Consider the following 17,959-nt stretch of genomic DNA (forward strand, 5'->3'; position numbering starts at 1 on the left):
AAGTGCTGCGCATCGAATGCCCCTGCTGCGGCCCGCGCAACCATGACGAGTTCCGCTATGGCGGCGATGCCTCGGTCACGCGTCCGGCCCATGACGACCCCGATCCGGAGGCCTGGTACCGTTATGTCTACGTCAGGAAAAACCCGGCCGGCCAGCATCGCGAATTCTGGCAGCACGTGACCGGTTGCCGGCAATGGCTGGTGGTCGAACGCGACACCCGCAACCACGCGATCGCATCCGTCGACTTCGCCAGGAAATCGACTGTCAGGAAACAACCGGCATGAGTTCGAACCGCAAACGCCTGCCAGTGGGTGGCCGTATCAGTCGCGAGGTGCCGGTCAATTTCACCTTCGATGGCCGCAAGCTGATTGGGTATCGCGGCGACACCCTCGCCTCGGCGCTGCTCGCCAATGGCGTCACCCTGGTCGGGCGCAGCTTCAAATATCATCGCCCGCGCGGCATTTTTTCCGCCGGGCCCGAAGAGCCGAATGCGCTGGTTACGCTCGGGAGCGCCGGCAGGCGCGAGCCGAACCTGCCGGCGACGACGCTGGAACTCGCCGACGGCATGGTCGTGGAGAGTCAGAACCGCTGGCCATCGCTTGCCTTCGACGTGCAAAGCGTCAATGGGCTGTGGGCGCCGTTTCTGTCCGCCGGCTTCTACTACAAGACCTTCATGGGCCCGACGCGCCGCGCCTGGATGTTTTACGAGCACTTTATCCGCAAGGCCGCCGGCCTGGGTAGAGCCGGCACCGGCCCGGATCCCGACCGCTATGAGGTTCGTCATGCCTTCGCCGATGTCGCCATTGTCGGCGGCGGCCCGGCGGGATTGTCGGCGGCGCGGGCAGCGGCCGCGGCCGGCGCGCGGGTCGGGCTGATCGAGCAGGATTTTCTGCTTGGCGGCCAGCTTTTGGCGGAACCGTCCGACAGCGCAGCGGCCGCATGGCTGAGGCAGGCCGAGGCCGAGTTGGAGGACCTCGAAACCGTCGCGCTGATGAAGCGGACGACCGCTTTCGGCAGCTATGACGGCAATGTCCTTGGACTGGTCGAACAGCGCGATCCAACCAATCCGCAGCCGAATGGCGAGGCCCGGCAAACGGTCACTATGCTGCGCGCCCGCTCGATTGTTTTCGCCACCGGCGCCATCGAGCGGCCGATGGTGTTCTTGAACAACGACCGGCCCGGCGTCATGCTTGCCTCGGCCGCCCGGACCTATCTCAATCGCTTCGCCGTCCTGCCTGGCAAGAAAATCGTCGTCGCCACCACCAATGACGGTGCCTGGCGCACCGCCTTTGACTATGCCGCAGCCGGCGCGGAGGTGACGGTTGCAGATCTGCGCGCCGTCCCGCCCGCAGCACTTGCCGCGCAAGCCGCACGGCTCGGCGTGGTGGTGCGGGCCGCAACGCGCATCGTCGACCTGCACGGCGGCCATGCCGTCAGGCGCGTAACGCTCAATGGACCGGAGGGACAATCCTCGGCCGCCTGTGACCTGGTCTGCATCTCCGGCGGCTGGTCGCCAACCGTGCATCTCACCTCACACCTCGGTGTCAGACCTGTGTATCGCGACGACATTGACGGCTTCGTGCCGGGCGCCTTTTCAGCCAGCCAGTTCGGCGCCGGCGCAATGATAGGAGCCTATGCGACCGCCGCCGCCGCCGAGGACGGCCATCGCGCCGGCATCGAAGCGGCAGCCTCCTGCGGCAAGTCGGCGCCGGTGCCCGCTCCGTCCAAACTCGATCTCGGCGAGACCGCTACGACGCTACTTCGCCAAGCCCCTTCGGTCGGACGTGGAAAAGCCTTCGTCGATTTCCAGATGGACGTGACGACCGGGGATATCGAGCTCGCCCATCGTGAGGGCTATGAATCGGTCGAGCACCTGAAGCGCTACACCACGCTCGGCATGGGCACCGATCAGGGCAAGACCAGCAATTTTCCCGCACTTGCCGCCATGGCAGCGCTGCGCAACGCAACGATTCCCGAGACCGGCACCACGACCTTCCGCCCGCCCTATACGCCGGTGGCGATCGGCGCGCTTGCCGGACGCGCCGTCGGCCATCATTTCAAGCCGATCCGCCGCACGCCGATGCACGACGGGCACATGGCGAACGGCGCCGAGATGCTCGAGGTCGGGCTCTGGATGCGGCCCTATTTCTACCGGCAGTCGGGGCGTAACGTGAACGAGGCCTATGTTGCCGAAATGCGTACCGTGCGTCAGGCCGCGGGGCTGATGGACATCTCCACGCTCGGCAAGATCGATGTCCAGGGCCCGGATGCGGCAATCTTCCTCGACCGCGTCTATGCCAACGGCTTTGCCAAACTGGCGATAGGCCGCGCCCGCTACGGCGTCATGCTGCGCGACGACGGCATCGTCTTCGACGACGGCACCACGACGCGGCTAGCGGAAAACCGGTTCTTCATGACCACTTCGACCGCCAAGGCCGCCGATGTGCTGTCGCGTCTCGAATTCCTGCTCGACACGGCCTGGCCGGATTTGCGCGTGGCCGTTACCTCGGTCAGCGACGAGTGGGCGGCGATGTCGGTTGCCGGGCCTAACAGCCGCGCGATTCTGAATGCAGCGTTTCCCGCTCTCGACGTTTCCGAGGAGGCGCTTTCGCATATGGGACTACTCGAAAGCGAATGGGAGGGCCGTGCGCTCCGCATCCTGCGTCTCAGTTATTCCGGCGAGCGCGCGTACGAAGTCTATGTCGGCGCCACCGCCGGTGAACAGCTCTGGAGCCGCTTGCTCGAAGCCGGCAGACCCTTCGACCTGAAGCCTTACGGTGTCGAGGCGCTTGGCGCGCTGCGGGTCGAAAAGGGCCATGTCGCCGGACCGGAGATCGATGGGCGCACGACGCTCGACGATCTCGGCCTCGGCCGCATGGCCGGCAAGCGCAGCGGCTTCGTCGGCGACGTCCAGCGACGGCGCCCTGCCCTCCGGGCGCCCAACCGGCAGCGTCTGGTCGGGCTGGAATGCATCGAAGAGGGAAAACGCCTGCGCGGCGGCGCCATCCTGTTCCTGCCGGATGAGAAACCCCATGGCCATGGGCGCGGTCGTGTCACCTCCGTCACTTTCAGCCCCGAACGCGGCCATTATGTCGGGTTGGCCCTGCTTGCCGGTGATGTCGCGGCAGAAGGAAGCGAGGTCGTGGCGGTCTATCCGATGAAGGCCGAAACGGTTCGCGCCCGCGTTGTCTCGCCGGTATTCATCGATCCGCAGGGAGAACGGCTGCATGGCTAGCTTGACCTCTTCTCGGGATTTCAGCCTGTCCGTGGCGGATTGTCCGCTTATTCAGATCGAGGGCTGGGACGCGACACTGAGACAATTCGAAAAGAGCGTCTCGGCGTCGCTCAACACGAAACTTCCCGCTTCGGTCGGAGAGACGGTTCGCCACAAGGGCCTTTTAACCATCCGCGTTGCACCTCGCCGCCTTTGGCTGGCTCTCGACGAAGGCACAGAAGCGCCAGCCCTTGTCGTCGACCCCGATCTCGGCTGTTCCGTGCCCCTCGGGGAAGGTCGTGTTCGTTTGAAAATGGCCGGCCCTGGTATCGCAAGGCTTCTGTCCGGCTGCATTGCAGTCGACTGGCACGCGCCGACCGCCGCTCCGGGCCGCGCCGTGCAAACATCCTTCCATCACGTGCCCGCGCTCTTCCTGCGCACCGGCGAGACCGCGTGCGAACTCATCGTGCCGCGAAGTTTTGCCCGCAGCCTCTCGGATTGGATTGCCGGCGGCTAGCCAATACCGGTTCCTCGGGCAAGGGCCGGCTTTAGCGGCGATCCAAGCCGCCATCACGAAGCCATCTACTCTCTTGCCGGCCAGTCCTGCAGAAGCGTAATCCCAAACTTCGGCGCGGCTACTTTGAGCCGCTCGATATCGGCAGGCGTCGGCGGCCCGACCACCTCTCCCTTGCTGCGTTCATGGCCACCTTCGGCGAGAAACTGCTCGAACACACTTGGCGTGTCTATCAGGATGTAGCGAACGGGCTGGTTGCCGGGATTCATGAGCTGGTGCGGGATCCCGCGCTTCAAAAACATGCTCTCGCCGGGCGAGAGCGTTCGGACCTCGCCGGCCACAACCGCGGTCAACTGCCCTTCGATGACGTAGACCGTCTCGTCGTCATTCGCATGAACATGGATTGGCGTTTTCGTGTGCCCGTCGCTTCTGTTTTCGAAGAGACTCAACAAGCCTCCCGTCTGTTCGCCGGAGACCAGTCGCTTCATGACGATGCCTGCGAGCACGAATTCTTTTGGTTCAACATCCGTCATTGATCCAATCCTGCCAGGCACATTTGGTGGGCCGTCAAGCAGACGAGCTGCGCAGCGACATCCGGCAAACGTCGACCTGGCTCACGGGTTGCCTGTCGCCGGAGTTCCCTCTTCCCAAGCTCCGTTTGGACGAAAAGCCGGCTTCGTTCTCACCGGACATGCTGGCCGACATCCGCCAATTCGAGGGCGCCGCAGAGGTCCGCCTAACTGACGGCAAAGCTGCAACGGGCTGCCAGGCTCTCGCCAGGCCCAAGCACCGACAGTCCATTCCATTTGTCGATCGAACCACGATTGTGAGCATCGACAGCATGACTGACCGGTTCAAAACAGAAGAAGTCGCTCTCGTCCGATGGCGAATAGACCAGGTAGAAATTCAAGGGTGATGAAGCTTCAATCCGCAGGCTGCAACTGTGCTCCGGCCACGATATGGTGGCGACGCCGTTCCAACCGGCAAACAGATTGTTTATCCATCCACTCGGCAATACGACTGGGGCGCCGAAATCCCAGTCGGGACGGGTTTTGACATCCACAAACCGTTCAGGGAGGTGGTTGGGCAGTTCGAGACAAACTTGCGAGGCCGGCGCATGAAGCGCGGTTCGTGCCGTTCTCGGGAACCATGGATGGATGCCAAGCCCGAACGGGAGCCTGACCGGCGCCTGATTGACGATGCGAAGCTTCAGCTCGAGCCCCTGCCCGGCCAGCGCGTAGCTCACCTCGGCGCGATATCGATATGGGCCGGGTCCGTTGCTGATGAGCGATAGCTTCGCTTTGTCCTGCGTCAGACTGTCGACGTTCCACGCGCTCGAAAATCCATTGCCGTGAACTGGAAATGGTTCGCCTGCGACGTTGGCAGGCAGTTCGCGGAATTTGGACTCGAATATGAAGCCGTCGCCGGAGATGCGATTTGACCAGGGCAAAAGCAGGTTGCAGGCAAGGTCGAACGGGTTGCTGCTCCCGCCGGTTGGCCATGGCCTGAAGAGCGGCACGCGCCCATAATCGAACCTCGCAAGGCCTGCCCCAAGCGACGGGACGATTTCAGCAGACAGGTCTCCGCTTCTGATCTTGATCGTCCCGACCATCCGCTTCAGACGGTATCGGCCTTGGCAGCGGCGATCGGCTGTTGATGGCGGCCTTTGCGAGCCACTGCAAGAAGGTCGTTCGACGCGATCCCGATGAGCGCCTTCATCTGATCGTGTGCATCGTCCTCCCTCCGCATCCTGATTGCCTCCAGCACGTCGCCATGCGCGCTCAGCGTCTGCTGGTAATTAGCGGTGGCCGATGTGGTCAAGCGGAAGGAGAAGCTGAGGGCGGCCGCAAGCATATTGCCGAGATTGGCGAACACCGGGTTGCGGCTGGCACGAAGGATGGCGGTATGAAACCTGACGTCGGCATCGAGACACGCAGCGAGATCGTCCTGCGGAGCAATGCGCATGGCTTCATAGGCCGCTTCGATGACTGCGAGATCGCCTGACGTCGCCATCTTGGCCGCAAGTTGGGCGGCAGCGGGTTCAATGACCAGCCGCGCCTCGATCAATCCGCGGACGAAATCGAGATCGGGCTCGATATCGCGCATCCATTCCAGAACCTGTGCATCCAGCCTGTTCCATTCGCTCGACACGCGCACACGCGTCCCGGCCCGCTTGCGCGCCTCGATCAATCCTTTCGCCGAAAGCGTCAGAAGAGCATCGCGAAGCGCGGTGCGGCTCGCCCCGTAGATGACGCAAAGCTCGGCTTCCGTCGGCAGGACGGAGTGCTGGGCGTAGGAGCCGGCGAGGATGCGCTGTCCGAGATCGCGTGCGATGCGATCCTTGAGCGATGACGTGGTGCCATCTGCGGCAGGAATGTCCTGCTTGCCTTGGCCAGTCGAAGCGATCGCCGCGTCCATCGTCATGTCCTGTTCAAGTGGTACTCGGCAATTACCACAGCAAGTATCAGCAGCGAGCCCTTGGCAAGCAACTGATAGAAGGTTGGCACGGACGTCAGTATCATTCCGTTGTTGAGGACGCCAATGATGGCGACGCCCAGCAGTGCGCCGACGATCGTGCCCTTGCCGCCCTGCAAGGCGCAGCCACCAAGAACGGCCGCTGTGATGGCCTCGAGTTCCAGGCCTTGGGATCCGGATACGGGCTGCCCGGAGCCGGTACGGGCAGCCAACAGAATCCCGGCCAATCCGGCCGCCACTCCACTCATGATGTAGATGCCGACGCGGTATCGGTTGATGTTGATGCCGGAGAAGCGTGCGACAACGGGATTGCCGCCCAAGGCATAGATGTTGCGGCCAACGATCGAGCGGGCAAGGAAGAGATGGAACACGATCGCGGTCAGCAAGAGAATCCAGATCAGCAAAGGCAGGCCGAGGATTCGTCCGATCCCGATGAAGCGGAAAGTGTCGCTGAAAATCGCGATCGATTGTCCATCGGACATGATGAACGCGATGCCGCGGAAGATCGCCATCGTACCGAGAGTCGCGATGACAGCGTTGACCCGCCCATAGGTGATGATGATGCCGTTCACGAGGCCGGCAAGACCGCCCAGGACCAGGCCGGCAAGAATACCCGCGGCGGGTGATCCGGTGGCCTGGATGGCCATTGCCGTCGATACTGTGGTCAGACCGACAATTGCGCCGACGGCAATATCGAGCCCTCCGGCGACAATAACCACGGTCTGGCTCATCGCCAGAACGCCCAGGATGGTAATGCCTAGACCGATGTTCAGCAGGTTTCGGCTGGAGAAGAACACGTCGCCTCTCAGGGTGCCGAAAATGAGCACGAGAATGGCGAGAGCAACAAGAAGGCTTATGTTGTGAATGCCGATGCGCTCTGCGATGCGCAAGGAAGCGCGCCTTTTGCCGGTTTGCGTTGTTGCTGTCCTGAGCTCAAGGCTGTTCACTGAATTTGTCCTCCAAGCGATGCTGCAGATTGAGGCATGGCATGTCTCAGGATCGTGGCCTCGTCGATGTCAGGGCGGGAAAGTTCGGCCGTGATCCGGCCTCCAGCCATAACAAGCACCCTGTCGGCCAGCCCGATCAGTTCCGGCATTTCCGAGGAAATCAGGATTATGCCGATGCCGCTGGCGGCGAGTTCGTCGATCAGGCGATAGATTTCCGCCTTGGCGCCGATGTCGATGCCGCGGGTCGGCTCGTCGAGGATGAGAAGCATCGGCTGCCGCGCAAGCCAGCGCGCGAGAACGACCTTCTGTTGGTTGCCACCCGACAGTTTCGAAACCTGTTCGTCGAGGTTGGGCGCCTTGATCGACATCTTTGCTGCAAGCGGTGAGACGATCTCCAGTGCCTTGCGCCGGTTGAAGAAGCCGAAGGTCGACGTTCTGTCGGGCACGCAAAGCGAGGCGTTATCAAGAATGCTTCGGAACAACAGCAGCGCCTCGTGCTTACGGTCTTCCGGGGCAAAGCCGATGCCCGCCACGATCGCTGCATGCGGGCTGTTAGGGCCAACGGGCACACCATTCATCGTTATGGTTCCGTCGACGCGTCTATCATAGCCGACAATCGCCTTTGCCAGTTCGGATCGACCCGCACCCATAAGGCCGGCAATGCCGAGCACCTCGCCACGGCGGACCTTGAGGCTCACATCGGTGACGTGGTCGGTGGTCAGGCCCGTCACCTCCAGCAACGGTTGCCCCGATTGCCACGTCTCGCGCGTAAACAGATCGGCTATGTCGCGGCCCACCATGAGCTTGGCTATGGTCTGCTCGCTGGCACCGGCAGCGGGGGAATCATCGACCAGCCGGCCGTCCCGCAAGACGACAATGCGATCCGCAAGGTCGATGACCTCGTTCAGCCTGTGAGAGATGTAGACGATCGAAGTGCCCTCGCCGCGCAGCCGGCGAATTACTGAAAACAGACGGCGCGCTTCGTCGTCGGTCAGTGACGAGGTCGGCTCATCGAATGCGATCAGCCGGCCGCCGGCACGTATGGCGCGCATGATTTCGATCATCTGGCGCTGTGCCGGACCGAGTGTGCTGCAGAGTTGACGCGGCAGCATATCCTGCTGCATGCCGAAGGTCGCAAGCACCTTATCAGTCTGGTCCTCGAGCCTGTGCCAGTCGAGCAGGACGCCTGCCAGCCGCGGCAGTTCGCCGACGAAAATGTTCTCGGCCACGGTCAGGTTCGGAACGATCTCCGGCTCCTGATGGATGACGCGTATTCCGGCTCTGTGGCTGTCGCGCGGTTCGCTGAAAACGATCGGCGCGGAGCCATGCAGCACGGTGCCGGTGTCCGGTGCGAACACGCCCTCGAGAATTCGCATCATTGTCGACTTGCCGGCGCCATTCTCGCCAACCAGGGCAAGCACCTCTCCTGGCCGAAAGGCAATCGAGACATTGTCGAGCGCCTGCACGACGCCGAAGCGCTTCGATATCCTGTCGAGCGAGAAGAAATCCGATTGCATCAAAAGCTCACTCCCGAGGATCGATCCCGTGTGCCCGCCGACGAACTGCCGGCCCAAAGAGCGTCATGCGCACTGCGGCGCATGACGCATATCTGGTTCAGTGGCAGAGCTTGGCTTTGTAGTCCGACGCAAAATTGTCGGCGGTGATGTATTCCGGGTCCGTGAAGGACTGAACGGGAAGCTTCGTTCCGTCCTTGATGGAGGCCAAGAGAATCTTCACCGCCAGCGCGCCATGATTTTCCGAATTGAGCCACATCGTACCACGGAACGCCGAGGGCTTTCCGGATCCGAAGGCATCGCAGGCGCGGCTCCCGTCGATGCCGATCCCCATGCCCTGGTCTGCGGAATAGCCGGCATTCTCCAGTGCTCGCGCACCACCCAGCACGCCGTCATCGTTGCATGAATAGAATATCCAGTTCGTGACGCTGGGATTGGCCGTCAATGTGGTGGTCATCACATCGATGGCGTTGACCATCGTATTGTCGTAGGGGACGCGAACGATGCTGCCCGGCTTGAAATCGGGCACCGCCTTCAGGAACGCTTCTTCCGCGCCCTTGTTGCGCTGCATGCAGGTATCGGCCTTGCGGTCCTCGATCGAGGCGATGCGCACCTCTTTGCCCGCCCAGCCTTCAGCCTTGTAGAGCTTGGCAAGCTCTTCGCCCACCCGCGCACCGATATTGTAAGCATTCATGCCGACATAGGGGACCTGGGTGCCATCCTGGTAGTAGATATCGTCGTCCACCGCCACCAAGGGAATTTTTGCGGCCTTTGCTTTCTCCGCGATGACCGGTCCCAGCGCCTTGTCGGGGACAACGATGGCGATGCCTTTCACGCCATCGCCGACCATCGTATCGAAGGTCGTGATCGTCAAATTGGCGTCGAACTGAACGTCCTGCGACACGAACGCGGCCCCTGCCGCCTCAGCCGCTTTCTTGGCGCCGCCGACTTCGGCTACGAACCATGGGTGGTCTCCCATCTTGTTGATGTAGCCGATCTTGATGTCGTCTGCGCTTGCTGTGCCACTCATCAGTCCGGCAGCCAATACCGCAAATGTCGCCAAAGCCTTTGTTGTGGTTTTCATGAATATCCTCCCTGAGAGCTCTATGGTGGTTGCTAGTCGTGGTAGAGAACCGAGCGCCCACCATCGATGGTGATCGTCTCGGCATTTATGAACGGCGCTTCGTCCGAAGCGAGGAAAACCGCCGTCATTGCAACCTCGTCCGGCCGGCCAATTCGCTTGGGCGGATGGAGGTCGTAGGCTCGCCGCTTCTCCTCGGCGGGGTTCGGGAATGTGTTCCAGTAGGCTTCCGCGATTGGCGTCTCGATATAGCCGGGGGCGATCGCGTTCACCCGGATACCGCGTGCGGCATATTCGATCGCCAGCGAACGGGTCAGGCCCAAAAGTGCATGCTTGGCGACCGGATACGGAAACGTATGGGGAATGATCTGGAAGGCGTGACAGCTCGCTATGTTGACGATGGACCCCGAGCCCTTCGCCAGCATCGTCGGCAAAACCGCCTTGGCGCAGAACCACGCGGCCTGGAGGTCGAGCTTGAGGCAGCGCTCCCATTCCTCATCCGGCATCATCAATGGTTCGTAGAAGACGTTGGCACCGGCATTGTTGACCAGAATGTCGACGCCGCCATAGGCCGTGATCGTCCGCGCGATCATGTCCGCGACTGCGGATGCGTCGGTGACGTCCGTCTCGACGAACAATACCTCGGCGCCTCCGGCACGCAGTTCGTCGGCGATCGCTTTGCCGCTTGCCGCATTCAGTTCGGCAATGACGGTCTTTGCCCCATGCATCGCAAAAGCCCGGGCGGTGGCGGCACCTATGCCTTGGCCGGCGCCCGTGACGATTGCGATCTTTCCTTGCAGCCGGCCTGCCATTGCATTCACCAGTCAACCACGGTGCCGTCCGGCATGACGGCATTGCGGGCATGCAGCACTTCCTGCTTAAAGGGGTGACGCGCGATGACGTCCTCATTGACGGTGACGCCAAGGCCCGGCAGTTCGGGCAGGTCCCAGCGGCCTGGTTTACGCTGAATTGGCCAGGTGACGACGTCGTCGTACCAGGCGACGGCACCGGACATCTCCTCCTGAATGACGACGTTTGGCGTCGATATGCCGAAATGAAGAGCAGCCACACCGGCGATCGGACCAAGCGGGTTGTGCGGCGCAAGGCCGATACCTGCGGTTTCCGCCATGGCCGCGATCTTCTTTGTCTCGAGCAGACCGCCAGTGTGACAAATATCAGGCTGGGCAATGTTGAAGGCGCGGGCTGCGATCGAGTGCGTAAATTCGCGGCGCCCAATCAGCCGTTCGCCGGACGCGATCGGCACGGCCGATCGCGCCGCAATATGCGCCAGTCCGGCAATATCTTCGGGTGGAACGGGCTCTTCCGCGAACATGATGCGGGCCGGCTCGATTGCCTTGAGGTAATCCATCGCTGCGTTAACCGATGCAGGGCGTCCGTGGAAATCGACCATGATGTCGATATCCGGGCCTACCGCCTCGCGAAGTGAGCCAACCATATTGGCAACGGAGTCGACTGCCTTGGCGGGCGATACGTAGTGGGTGTAGGGAATGCAGACGACCTTGACCGCATCGTAGCCTGCTTGCGTCACGATGCGTCCGCGTTCCACGATGGCATCCGCGGATCCGGTCTCATAGACCGCTTTCATGTCCCCGAGGCCGAGATGCGTATAGGTGCGCAGATAGTCGCGGACCTGACCGCCCAAAAGGCGCCAGACGGGGACGCCCAATGACTTGCCCAGGATGTCCCAGAGCGCGATCTCGATGCCGCTGACGGCGGACATTCCCTCGACGCCGAGACGCCAAAATCCGTGGCGCGTAAGTATCTGGTAGCACTGCTCCACGTTGCGCGGATCTTGCCCGATGAGCAGGGCCTCAAGGTCCTGAAGCGCCCCAACGACGGCTCTGGTCTTCCATTCCAGCGTTGCCTCACCCCAGCCAAACAGGCCTGGCTCGTCGGTTTCGACGCGAACGAAGACCCAGTTGCGCATTTCCGCATTGCAGACGCGCGCCTTGATGGCCGTGATTTTCATTGGTCCTCCCAGACCTGCCGTCTTTTTTCATGGCAATATGTATGATTTATTATAGGAAATGTTGACAAGTCAAGCGCAACGTCAATGTGGACCAGCGCCGTCAGCGGAACTGGCCCCTTGGAGCGTCGCGCCGATCCCGGGGCATTTTTCGACCAATCCTTGCCAACCAAAGGAAGGGTTCTCAGCCGCCGATCCGCCAACATCGAGACAAACGCGCGACTAAATCACCGCGCAGACCGTTTTCGTCTCGAGATAGTTCTCTAGGCCCGGTGCGCCGTTCTCATAGCCCCAGCCGGATTGCTTGTGGCCGCCTTTGGGCAATTCCGGCGAGAAGTAGGAATGGCAGTTGATCCAGACGGTGCCCGATCGGACATGTGCAGCAAGGCGGTGCGCAGCGGAAAGGTCGCGGGTCCAGACGCTTGCGGCGAGGCCGTAGGGCGAGTCGTTCGCATGGCTAATCGCCTCCTCAACATCGTCGAACGGCATCACAGCAACGACGGGGCCGAAGATTTCCTCGCGCATCATGCGCATGTCCGGACGCACGCCGGTGACGACGGTCGGCTCGAAGAAATTGTCGAAGCGCCGGCCGCCGGCGACGATCTCGGCGCCACCAGAAGCGCCATCGTCGACATAGAAGGCGACGCGCGCGGCCTGGGTCCCGTTGACCAGCGGACCAAGGTCGGTATCCGGGTCAAGCCCGTGTCCGAGACGCAGCTTTCGCGCCTCCGCTGCCAGGCCCTCCACCAGACGGTCGTAGATCGAGCGATGCGCATAGACACGCGAGCCGGCGACGCAGACCTGGCCTGCATTGGCGAATATCCCCCGCGCCACTCCGGGGATTGCGAGCTCCATTTCCGCATCCGGCATGACGATGGCCGGCGACTTGCCGCCCAGTTCGAGCGTCAGTTTCTTCAGATTGCCGCGCGCTGCGGAGACGATCATCTTTCCGACTTCCGTCGAACCGGTGAAGGCGACTTTATCGACATCGGGGTGTGCGGTTAGCGCCGCGCCCACAGTTTCACCGAGACCGGTGACGATGTTGACGACGCCGTCCGGCAAGCCGGCTTCGATCATCAGTTCACCAAGCCGCAGCGCGCTGAGCGACGTTTCCTCAGCCGGCTTGAGCACGATCGCACAGCCGGCCGCAAGCGCCGGGGCGAGCTTCATCGAGGCCATGAGCAGCGGCGAATTCCATGGCGTTATGGCCGCCACAACACCGATCGGCTCGCGCACCGTATAGGCGAAAATCTTCCTGCCTGCCGGCTGATGGCCGATCGAGGTGGGAATTGTCGTGCCGAGGATTTTCGTGGCAAAACCGGCAAAATAGCGGAACTGCTCAGCCGAAGCCGGAACCTCCGCGAAGCGCGAAGTCTTCAGCGACTTTCCCTGGTCGAGCGTCTCGATCTCCGCAAGCTCATCGGCATGGCGCTCGATCAGGTCGGCGATGCGCCAGAGCAGCTTGCCGCGCGCCGACGGCGTCATGTCGCGCCAGCTCTCGCCCTCGAAAGCAGCACGCGCCGCAGCAACGGCGCGCCCGGCGTCATCGGCTGTGCCTTGCGCCAGCAGCGCGAGCGTGCCGCCGCTCGCAGGATCGGTCGCGGGCAAGGTTGCGCCATCGCTGGCGTCGCACCAGCCGCCGCCGATCAGGTGCTGCATTCTAGGTTTGGCCAGGAACGCCTTGACGCCTTCGTGCCTGGGTTCGCCGTTTCGAATGGTGATCGTCATGTCCGCATCCCGCGACCGAGTGCCTCGACCGCGGCGAGAGCACCGCGGATGATGGAATGATAGCCGGTACAGCGGCAGATATTGCCTTCGAGCGCAGTGCGGATCTGAGACTCGTCTGGAGCCGGATTCTCCAGCAGCAGAGCGGTCAGCGCAACAGTGATGCCGGGTGCGCAGTAGCCGCACTGGAAGGCGTTTTCGGCCGCCAGGGCCTGGCGCAGGACAATAGCTTCGGGAAGGTCGTCGAAACCCTCCGGCGTGATGATGGTGGCCCGGTCGAGTTGCCACGACATGAGCAGACAGCCGTTGACCGCGCGATCGTCCATCAGCACGGAACAGGCGCCGCAGCGACCGATGCCGCAAGCCTTCTTGGCGGCGGTCATGCCGAGATGATCGCTCAGCAGGTCGATCAGGCGCAACTCGGCGGGCGCGGCCAGCGCCTGGCGGCAGCCGTTGAGGTCAAAGGCGATCTCGATGTCGGCGCTCACGCCGCACTCCTCCGCAAGGCGTCGAGCACCCATTCTGGATCGACCGGGATGCGCTCGGGCCAATCCCCTATGGCGTCCGCAATCGCGTTGACGATGGCTGGGGTCACGGCGCCAATGCCAAGCTCACCGGCTCCGCGCGGGCCGAACGGGTCGTCCTCGTCCAAATCCTCCAATGCGAAGGTCGCGAGGCTTTCCGGCGTATCGGCAATGCCTGGCAGCATGTAGAAGTCGAGGTTGCCGGCAAGATACCGGCCATCCCGCATCGCCGCGTCCTCGGTGAGGGTGAAGCCCAGCCCCTGGACGCCGCCGCCTTCGATCTGGCCGAGATAGGCGGCGGGATCGAGCATCGGTCCGGCCGCGGTGTGCTGATGGAGGTCGAGCACACGTACCTGTCCGGTGATGCGGCTGACGGCAACGCGCGCCAGTGTCGCGCCGAAAGCGAAGATCAGGCGTGCATTGCCTTTCAGGTAGTCCGATTTCGGAAACTCGAAGCTGACGGCAGCAGCTGGCAGCCCGTCCGGAGGCAACGCCTTGGCAAGCTCGGTGAAACTCATGAGCAGTGAGCCGCTGTTGGAATGTCGCTCGACGATGCCGCCGGGCCCCAGCGCCAGCGTCCCGGCTTCACGGCAAAGCAGTTGGCCCGCTGCGGCCAGCAGGTCGCGCGCAAAATGTGGTGCGGCGACTGCCGCGACCCGCCAGACCACGTGAGTGCCGCGCGAGGCGGTAGAGGAACCGGATTCGGGCGTCGCCGCCGTATCGCCGGTGACCGGCCGGACATCGTCGCGACCGCAGCCGAGCGCTCCGGCTACGGCGGCCTTGACCGAGGTGAGCAGGCCCTGTCCCATCTCGTCCAGGCCGTAGAGAGCTTCGATCATTCCATCCGCAGCCAAGCGCAACGCACCCCCGGCCGGGTCCGGCGGCAGCGTGCCTAGTCCGTTGCCTTGATAGTTCATCGCCATGCCGACGCCGATCGTCTCATAGCCGTCGAACGACGGACCACGCGGCTTGGCCCAGATCGGGTCAGCAGCGGCGGCTTGCAGCATCTCGGCCAAACGTTCGGACGGCGCGACCTGCTGGCCGAGGTGACCGCGCGCGCCAGGCTGACGCAGATTGCGGCGCCGTATCTCGAGAATGTCGATGCCGGCGGCTTCGGCCAGCCGGTCGAGCTGGCACTCTACCGCGAAGGCCATCTGGTTGGCACCGAAGCCGCGAAACGCGCCGCAGACGCCGTTATTGGTGTAGGCGAGCCTGCCCGAGCTGAGGACGTTGGGAACGACATATGGCCCGCAGGCATGTTCGAGCGCCGTCTCAAGCACGCCCGGACCGAGCGACGCGTAGGCGCCGGCATCCGCGATCACATCCACCTGCTGGGCGAGCAGACGACCCTCGGCGTCGCAGGCGGTGCGCATGTGGATGCGCATGGCATTGCGCTTGGTGCCCGCGATGACGGATTCCGCCCGGTCGAGATGCAGCCGCACGGCGCGTCCGGCCTTCAGCGCCAGCAGGGCCAGGGCCGGCTGCACGGTCAGCTCGTCCTTGCCGCCGAATGCGCCGCCAGTCGGGCTGGTGACCACCCGTATCCGCTCTTGCGGCATACCGAGGATGCGCGAGAGCTGCATGCGGTCGCGGCGGCCATGCTGCCCACCGGCAAAGACGTTCAGGGTACCATCCGTACCGACGAAAGCGTAGCCGCCCTCGGTCTCCATAAAGCCGTGCATCTGGCGTGGCGTTTCGTAGACAGCCTCGACGATATGAGCTGCCTTGGCAAAAGTCGCGGCGGCATCGCCACGCGTGAACTCGAAGCTGCACTGCAGATTGCCTGAGGCGTGGACCGGCTCGGCTCCAGCGGCGAGTGCCTGTTGGGGATCGCTCACAATTGGCAGCGGCTCGTATTCGACGCTGACGAGAGCAAGCGCGCGTTCGGCCGTCTTCGTGTCAACAGCGGCAACGGCAGCAACAGCGTCGCCGAAATAGCGGACCTTGTCGAAGCACAGTGCAGGCTGATCCTGCACAACGATGCCGAAGGCATTGCTGCCGGCGATGTCGCGGTGCGTGACAACCGCTGCGACTCCTGGCAGCGCCTCGGCCGCGCTCGTATCGATGGAAACGATCCTTGCATGGGGAATGCCGGCACGCCGAATGCGCCCGACCAGCATGGCGGGCTCGCGATGGTCGGTCAGGTATTCGAGCCTGCCGGCGATTTTCGGCGCAACGTCCGGCCGCTGGTGCCAGCGTGCGCCGGTTTGCGACCGGGACACAAGAACCTCGGCAGGCGGCTTTCCGGACGGCACGGTCCGCCGGCGCGGCGAATGTGCTCCTTGGGACAACTTGCCGCCGAGCCCGAAGACCAGCGCATTCGCCGCGACACTGCGCCGATAGCGGCCGGACCGCCACAGATCGTCGATCGCCGGCGCCTCTTCGAGAATTGCAGCGTGCAGCTCGGCCCAATCGATCTCCTGGAGGCGGCGGCCGATAAGCAGCGCTTCAGCGTGGCCAAGGCGGGCCGCTTGCCCGCCGCCGCTGGCCGCGAGCCGCGCGATCGTAACACGATCGTCCGCCGTTTCGATCACCCCGGCGACACCGGCCATGCTTGGGGTGAAGGCGGCGCGCAGGCCGACTTTGCGATGGGTCCAGCGAGCGGCGGTTGGCTGCGGTGGAACGATGACCGTCTCAATGAGGCCCGCTGACGGTGCGTCGGCCAGCCATTGCGCGAGCGGCACGACGGCGTGTCCGGCCGGTGAGGCGATCTCCAGCTTCGCGTCGATCGCGAGCAGCGCCGGCAGAAGGCAACCCGTGCGCCCGGCGACGTTGCCGCCCAGTGTCGCGAGATTGCGGACGGCCGGTCCCGCCGTGGCGCAGACGGCGGCTGCGAGCAGAGGCAAAGTCTCGCCTATCGCCCGGTCGCGCTCCAAGGCACCCAGGGACGTCAGTGCGCCGATGCGCAAGCCGTCGCCGGCCGGTTGGATGCCCTTCAGGCCAGCGATACGGCTGATGCTGATAAGGCGCCGCGGCTTTGGCAGGCCCGTCGCCCAGCCGAGCTGCAGCGCCGTGCCCCCGGCGACCAGTTGCGACGCGCCCTCGCCTGCCCATGACAGCGCCTCGGCAACCGAGGTCGGGCGAAGCACCTGGAGACCCAGCTCGGTCATGTGGCTCCGGCGGCCGTGCCGAAACGGATGCCCCTTTCCTTCAGCCAGCGGCGGTAGGCGATGGAGGAACTGTCGGCGCGGGTCGGGATTTCCATCCGTGGCTCGAGTGGAAGGCGCAGCGGTCGCTGGTTCTCCACGATGATCCGGTCCTGCAGAAAGATGACCTGTTCGAAGTTGAGCAACGCCGTCTGCGTCGAAGCGGAATCGACCAGATACATGACCGGCTGGGCGCGGCAGAGGTCTTCCTCGATGGGCTGAATGAACAGCGCGATCGCGTCGAGCCGGTCCGGCGCCACGGGGCACACGCGATAGAGCATCACCACGAATGGGCTCGGCACGCGATAGGTCAGATGCACAAACGCGCCGGAGCTTTCCGTGGCGGCGATGCGTGGCTGGAAGAACGTGCAATTGGTCGCCCAGACCTCGTCCACTTCGCGACGTATCTCGCTCAGATAGGCCGGCACCTCCGTGTGCGGCTCCGAGCCGAGAATGTCGGTATGCACGAAGGGGAAGTGCGCCATGTCGAGGAAGTTCTCCACGACACGCAAACCCGAAGCCCGCATCGTCACCCAGCCGCAGGGCACGTAGCGCCGGTCGGCTTCCAGCGCCTCGGCGATCTCGAAGATCTCCTTCCCGGGCTCGCCCAGCGTCGTCCAGACGCAGCCATAGCGCTGCCGGACGGGCAGCGCGGGACCGCGGCCGCCGTCGTCCAGGACCTCCCGGACGGTGATTGCGCCCGCGGCGTCACGGACCAGTTCGATGTCCTGTCCAAGCAGCCGCGTGCGGCTTGGCGCGCCGCCTAGATCGGCCGCCGTCTCCACCGCGTACCAGTCGTCCAGTGCCGCCTTGTCCGTCGTCTTCATGACCG

General features: G+C 63.6%; 15 protein-coding genes. 3 read left to right on the forward strand and 12 right to left on the reverse strand.

All coding sequences use genetic code 11. The features are described 5' to 3' along the window. Positions 1 to 2 precede the first annotated feature (2 nt). Genes NKI54_RS18675 through NKI54_RS18685 form a run of 3 tightly spaced genes read left to right on the forward strand, consistent with a single transcriptional unit; the run spans position 3 to position 3,731 of the window. Positions 3 to 284, forward strand: a complete 282-nt coding sequence (locus NKI54_RS18675; protein ID WP_352692135.1) for a sarcosine oxidase subunit delta — start codon at positions 3 to 5, stop codon at positions 282 to 284. Further along, positions 281 to 3,235, forward strand: a complete 2,955-nt coding sequence (locus NKI54_RS18680) for a sarcosine oxidase subunit alpha family protein (protein WP_352692136.1) — start codon at positions 281 to 283, stop codon at positions 3,233 to 3,235. Before NKI54_RS18675 ends, NKI54_RS18680 begins: the two co-directional genes overlap by 4 nt. Next, positions 3,228 to 3,731 carry a sarcosine oxidase subunit gamma family protein gene (locus tag NKI54_RS18685; protein WP_352692137.1) on the forward strand — a complete coding sequence of 168 codons (504 nt, stop codon included), beginning with the start codon at positions 3,228 to 3,230 and terminating at the stop codon, positions 3,729 to 3,731. Before NKI54_RS18680 ends, NKI54_RS18685 begins: the two co-directional genes overlap by 8 nt. 65 nt (positions 3,732 to 3,796) lie before the next feature. On the opposite strand, the gene NKI54_RS18690 is transcribed toward NKI54_RS18685, so the two are convergent. The 12 genes from NKI54_RS18690 to NKI54_RS18745 all read right to left on the reverse strand — a co-directional run bounded on the left by NKI54_RS18690 (position 3,797) and on the right by NKI54_RS18745 (position 17,954). Next, positions 3,797 to 4,261: a cupin domain-containing protein gene (locus NKI54_RS18690; protein WP_352692138.1), complete on the reverse strand. Its 465-nt coding sequence runs from the start codon at positions 4,259 to 4,261 to the stop codon at positions 3,797 to 3,799. A gap of 203 nt (positions 4,262 to 4,464) precedes the next feature. Next, positions 4,465 to 5,340: an aldose 1-epimerase gene (locus tag NKI54_RS18695; protein WP_352692139.1), complete on the reverse strand. Its 876-nt coding sequence runs from the start codon at positions 5,338 to 5,340 to the stop codon at positions 4,465 to 4,467. A 5-nt stretch (positions 5,341 to 5,345) separates the two neighbouring features. Beyond that, complete coding sequence (locus NKI54_RS18700) at positions 5,346 to 6,146, reverse strand: FadR/GntR family transcriptional regulator (RefSeq protein WP_352576564.1); 801 nt, start codon at positions 6,144 to 6,146, stop codon at positions 5,346 to 5,348. A 2-nt stretch (positions 6,147 to 6,148) separates the two neighbouring features. Then, entirely contained in the window at positions 6,149 to 7,093 is a 945-nt protein-coding gene (locus NKI54_RS18705; protein ID WP_352592539.1) for an ABC transporter permease, read from the reverse strand. A gap of 53 nt (positions 7,094 to 7,146) precedes the next feature. After that, complete coding sequence (locus NKI54_RS18710) at positions 7,147 to 8,667, reverse strand: sugar ABC transporter ATP-binding protein (protein ID WP_023674246.1); 1,521 nt, start codon at positions 8,665 to 8,667, stop codon at positions 7,147 to 7,149. A gap of 97 nt (positions 8,668 to 8,764) precedes the next feature. Then, the gene (locus NKI54_RS18715; protein WP_352571183.1) at positions 8,765 to 9,748 is read right to left on the reverse strand and encodes a substrate-binding domain-containing protein; all 984 of its coding nucleotides are present in this window, start codon (positions 9,746 to 9,748) and stop codon (positions 8,765 to 8,767) included. Positions 9,749 to 9,780: 32 nt separating this feature from the next. Continuing rightward, entirely contained in the window at positions 9,781 to 10,557 is a 777-nt protein-coding gene (locus NKI54_RS18720) for an SDR family oxidoreductase (protein WP_352692140.1), read from the reverse strand. A 5-nt stretch (positions 10,558 to 10,562) separates the two neighbouring features. Next, positions 10,563 to 11,735 (reverse strand): galactonate dehydratase, encoded by a 1,173-nt coding sequence (gene dgoD / locus NKI54_RS18725; protein ID WP_352692141.1) that lies wholly within the window; start codon positions 11,733 to 11,735, stop codon positions 10,563 to 10,565. 219 nt (positions 11,736 to 11,954) lie between these two features. Further along, positions 11,955 to 13,460: an aldehyde dehydrogenase family protein gene (locus tag NKI54_RS18730; RefSeq protein WP_352692142.1), complete on the reverse strand. Its 1,506-nt coding sequence runs from the start codon at positions 13,458 to 13,460 to the stop codon at positions 11,955 to 11,957. Further along, positions 13,457 to 13,945: a (2Fe-2S)-binding protein gene (locus NKI54_RS18735; protein WP_352692143.1), complete on the reverse strand. Its 489-nt coding sequence runs from the start codon at positions 13,943 to 13,945 to the stop codon at positions 13,457 to 13,459. The genes NKI54_RS18730 and NKI54_RS18735 overlap by 4 nt, the downstream gene beginning before the upstream one ends. After that, complete coding sequence (locus NKI54_RS18740) at positions 13,942 to 17,091, reverse strand: molybdopterin cofactor-binding domain-containing protein (protein WP_352692144.1); 3,150 nt, start codon at positions 17,089 to 17,091, stop codon at positions 13,942 to 13,944. The genes NKI54_RS18735 and NKI54_RS18740 overlap by 4 nt, the downstream gene beginning before the upstream one ends. Beyond that, entirely contained in the window at positions 17,088 to 17,954 is an 867-nt protein-coding gene (locus tag NKI54_RS18745) for an aromatic ring-hydroxylating dioxygenase subunit alpha (protein ID WP_352692145.1), read from the reverse strand. Before NKI54_RS18745 ends, NKI54_RS18740 begins: the two co-directional genes overlap by 4 nt. Positions 17,955 to 17,959 lie beyond the last annotated feature (5 nt).

Source organism: Mesorhizobium sp. M0663, from assembly GCF_040320585.1.
GTDB lineage: Bacteria > Pseudomonadota > Alphaproteobacteria > Rhizobiales > Rhizobiaceae > Mesorhizobium.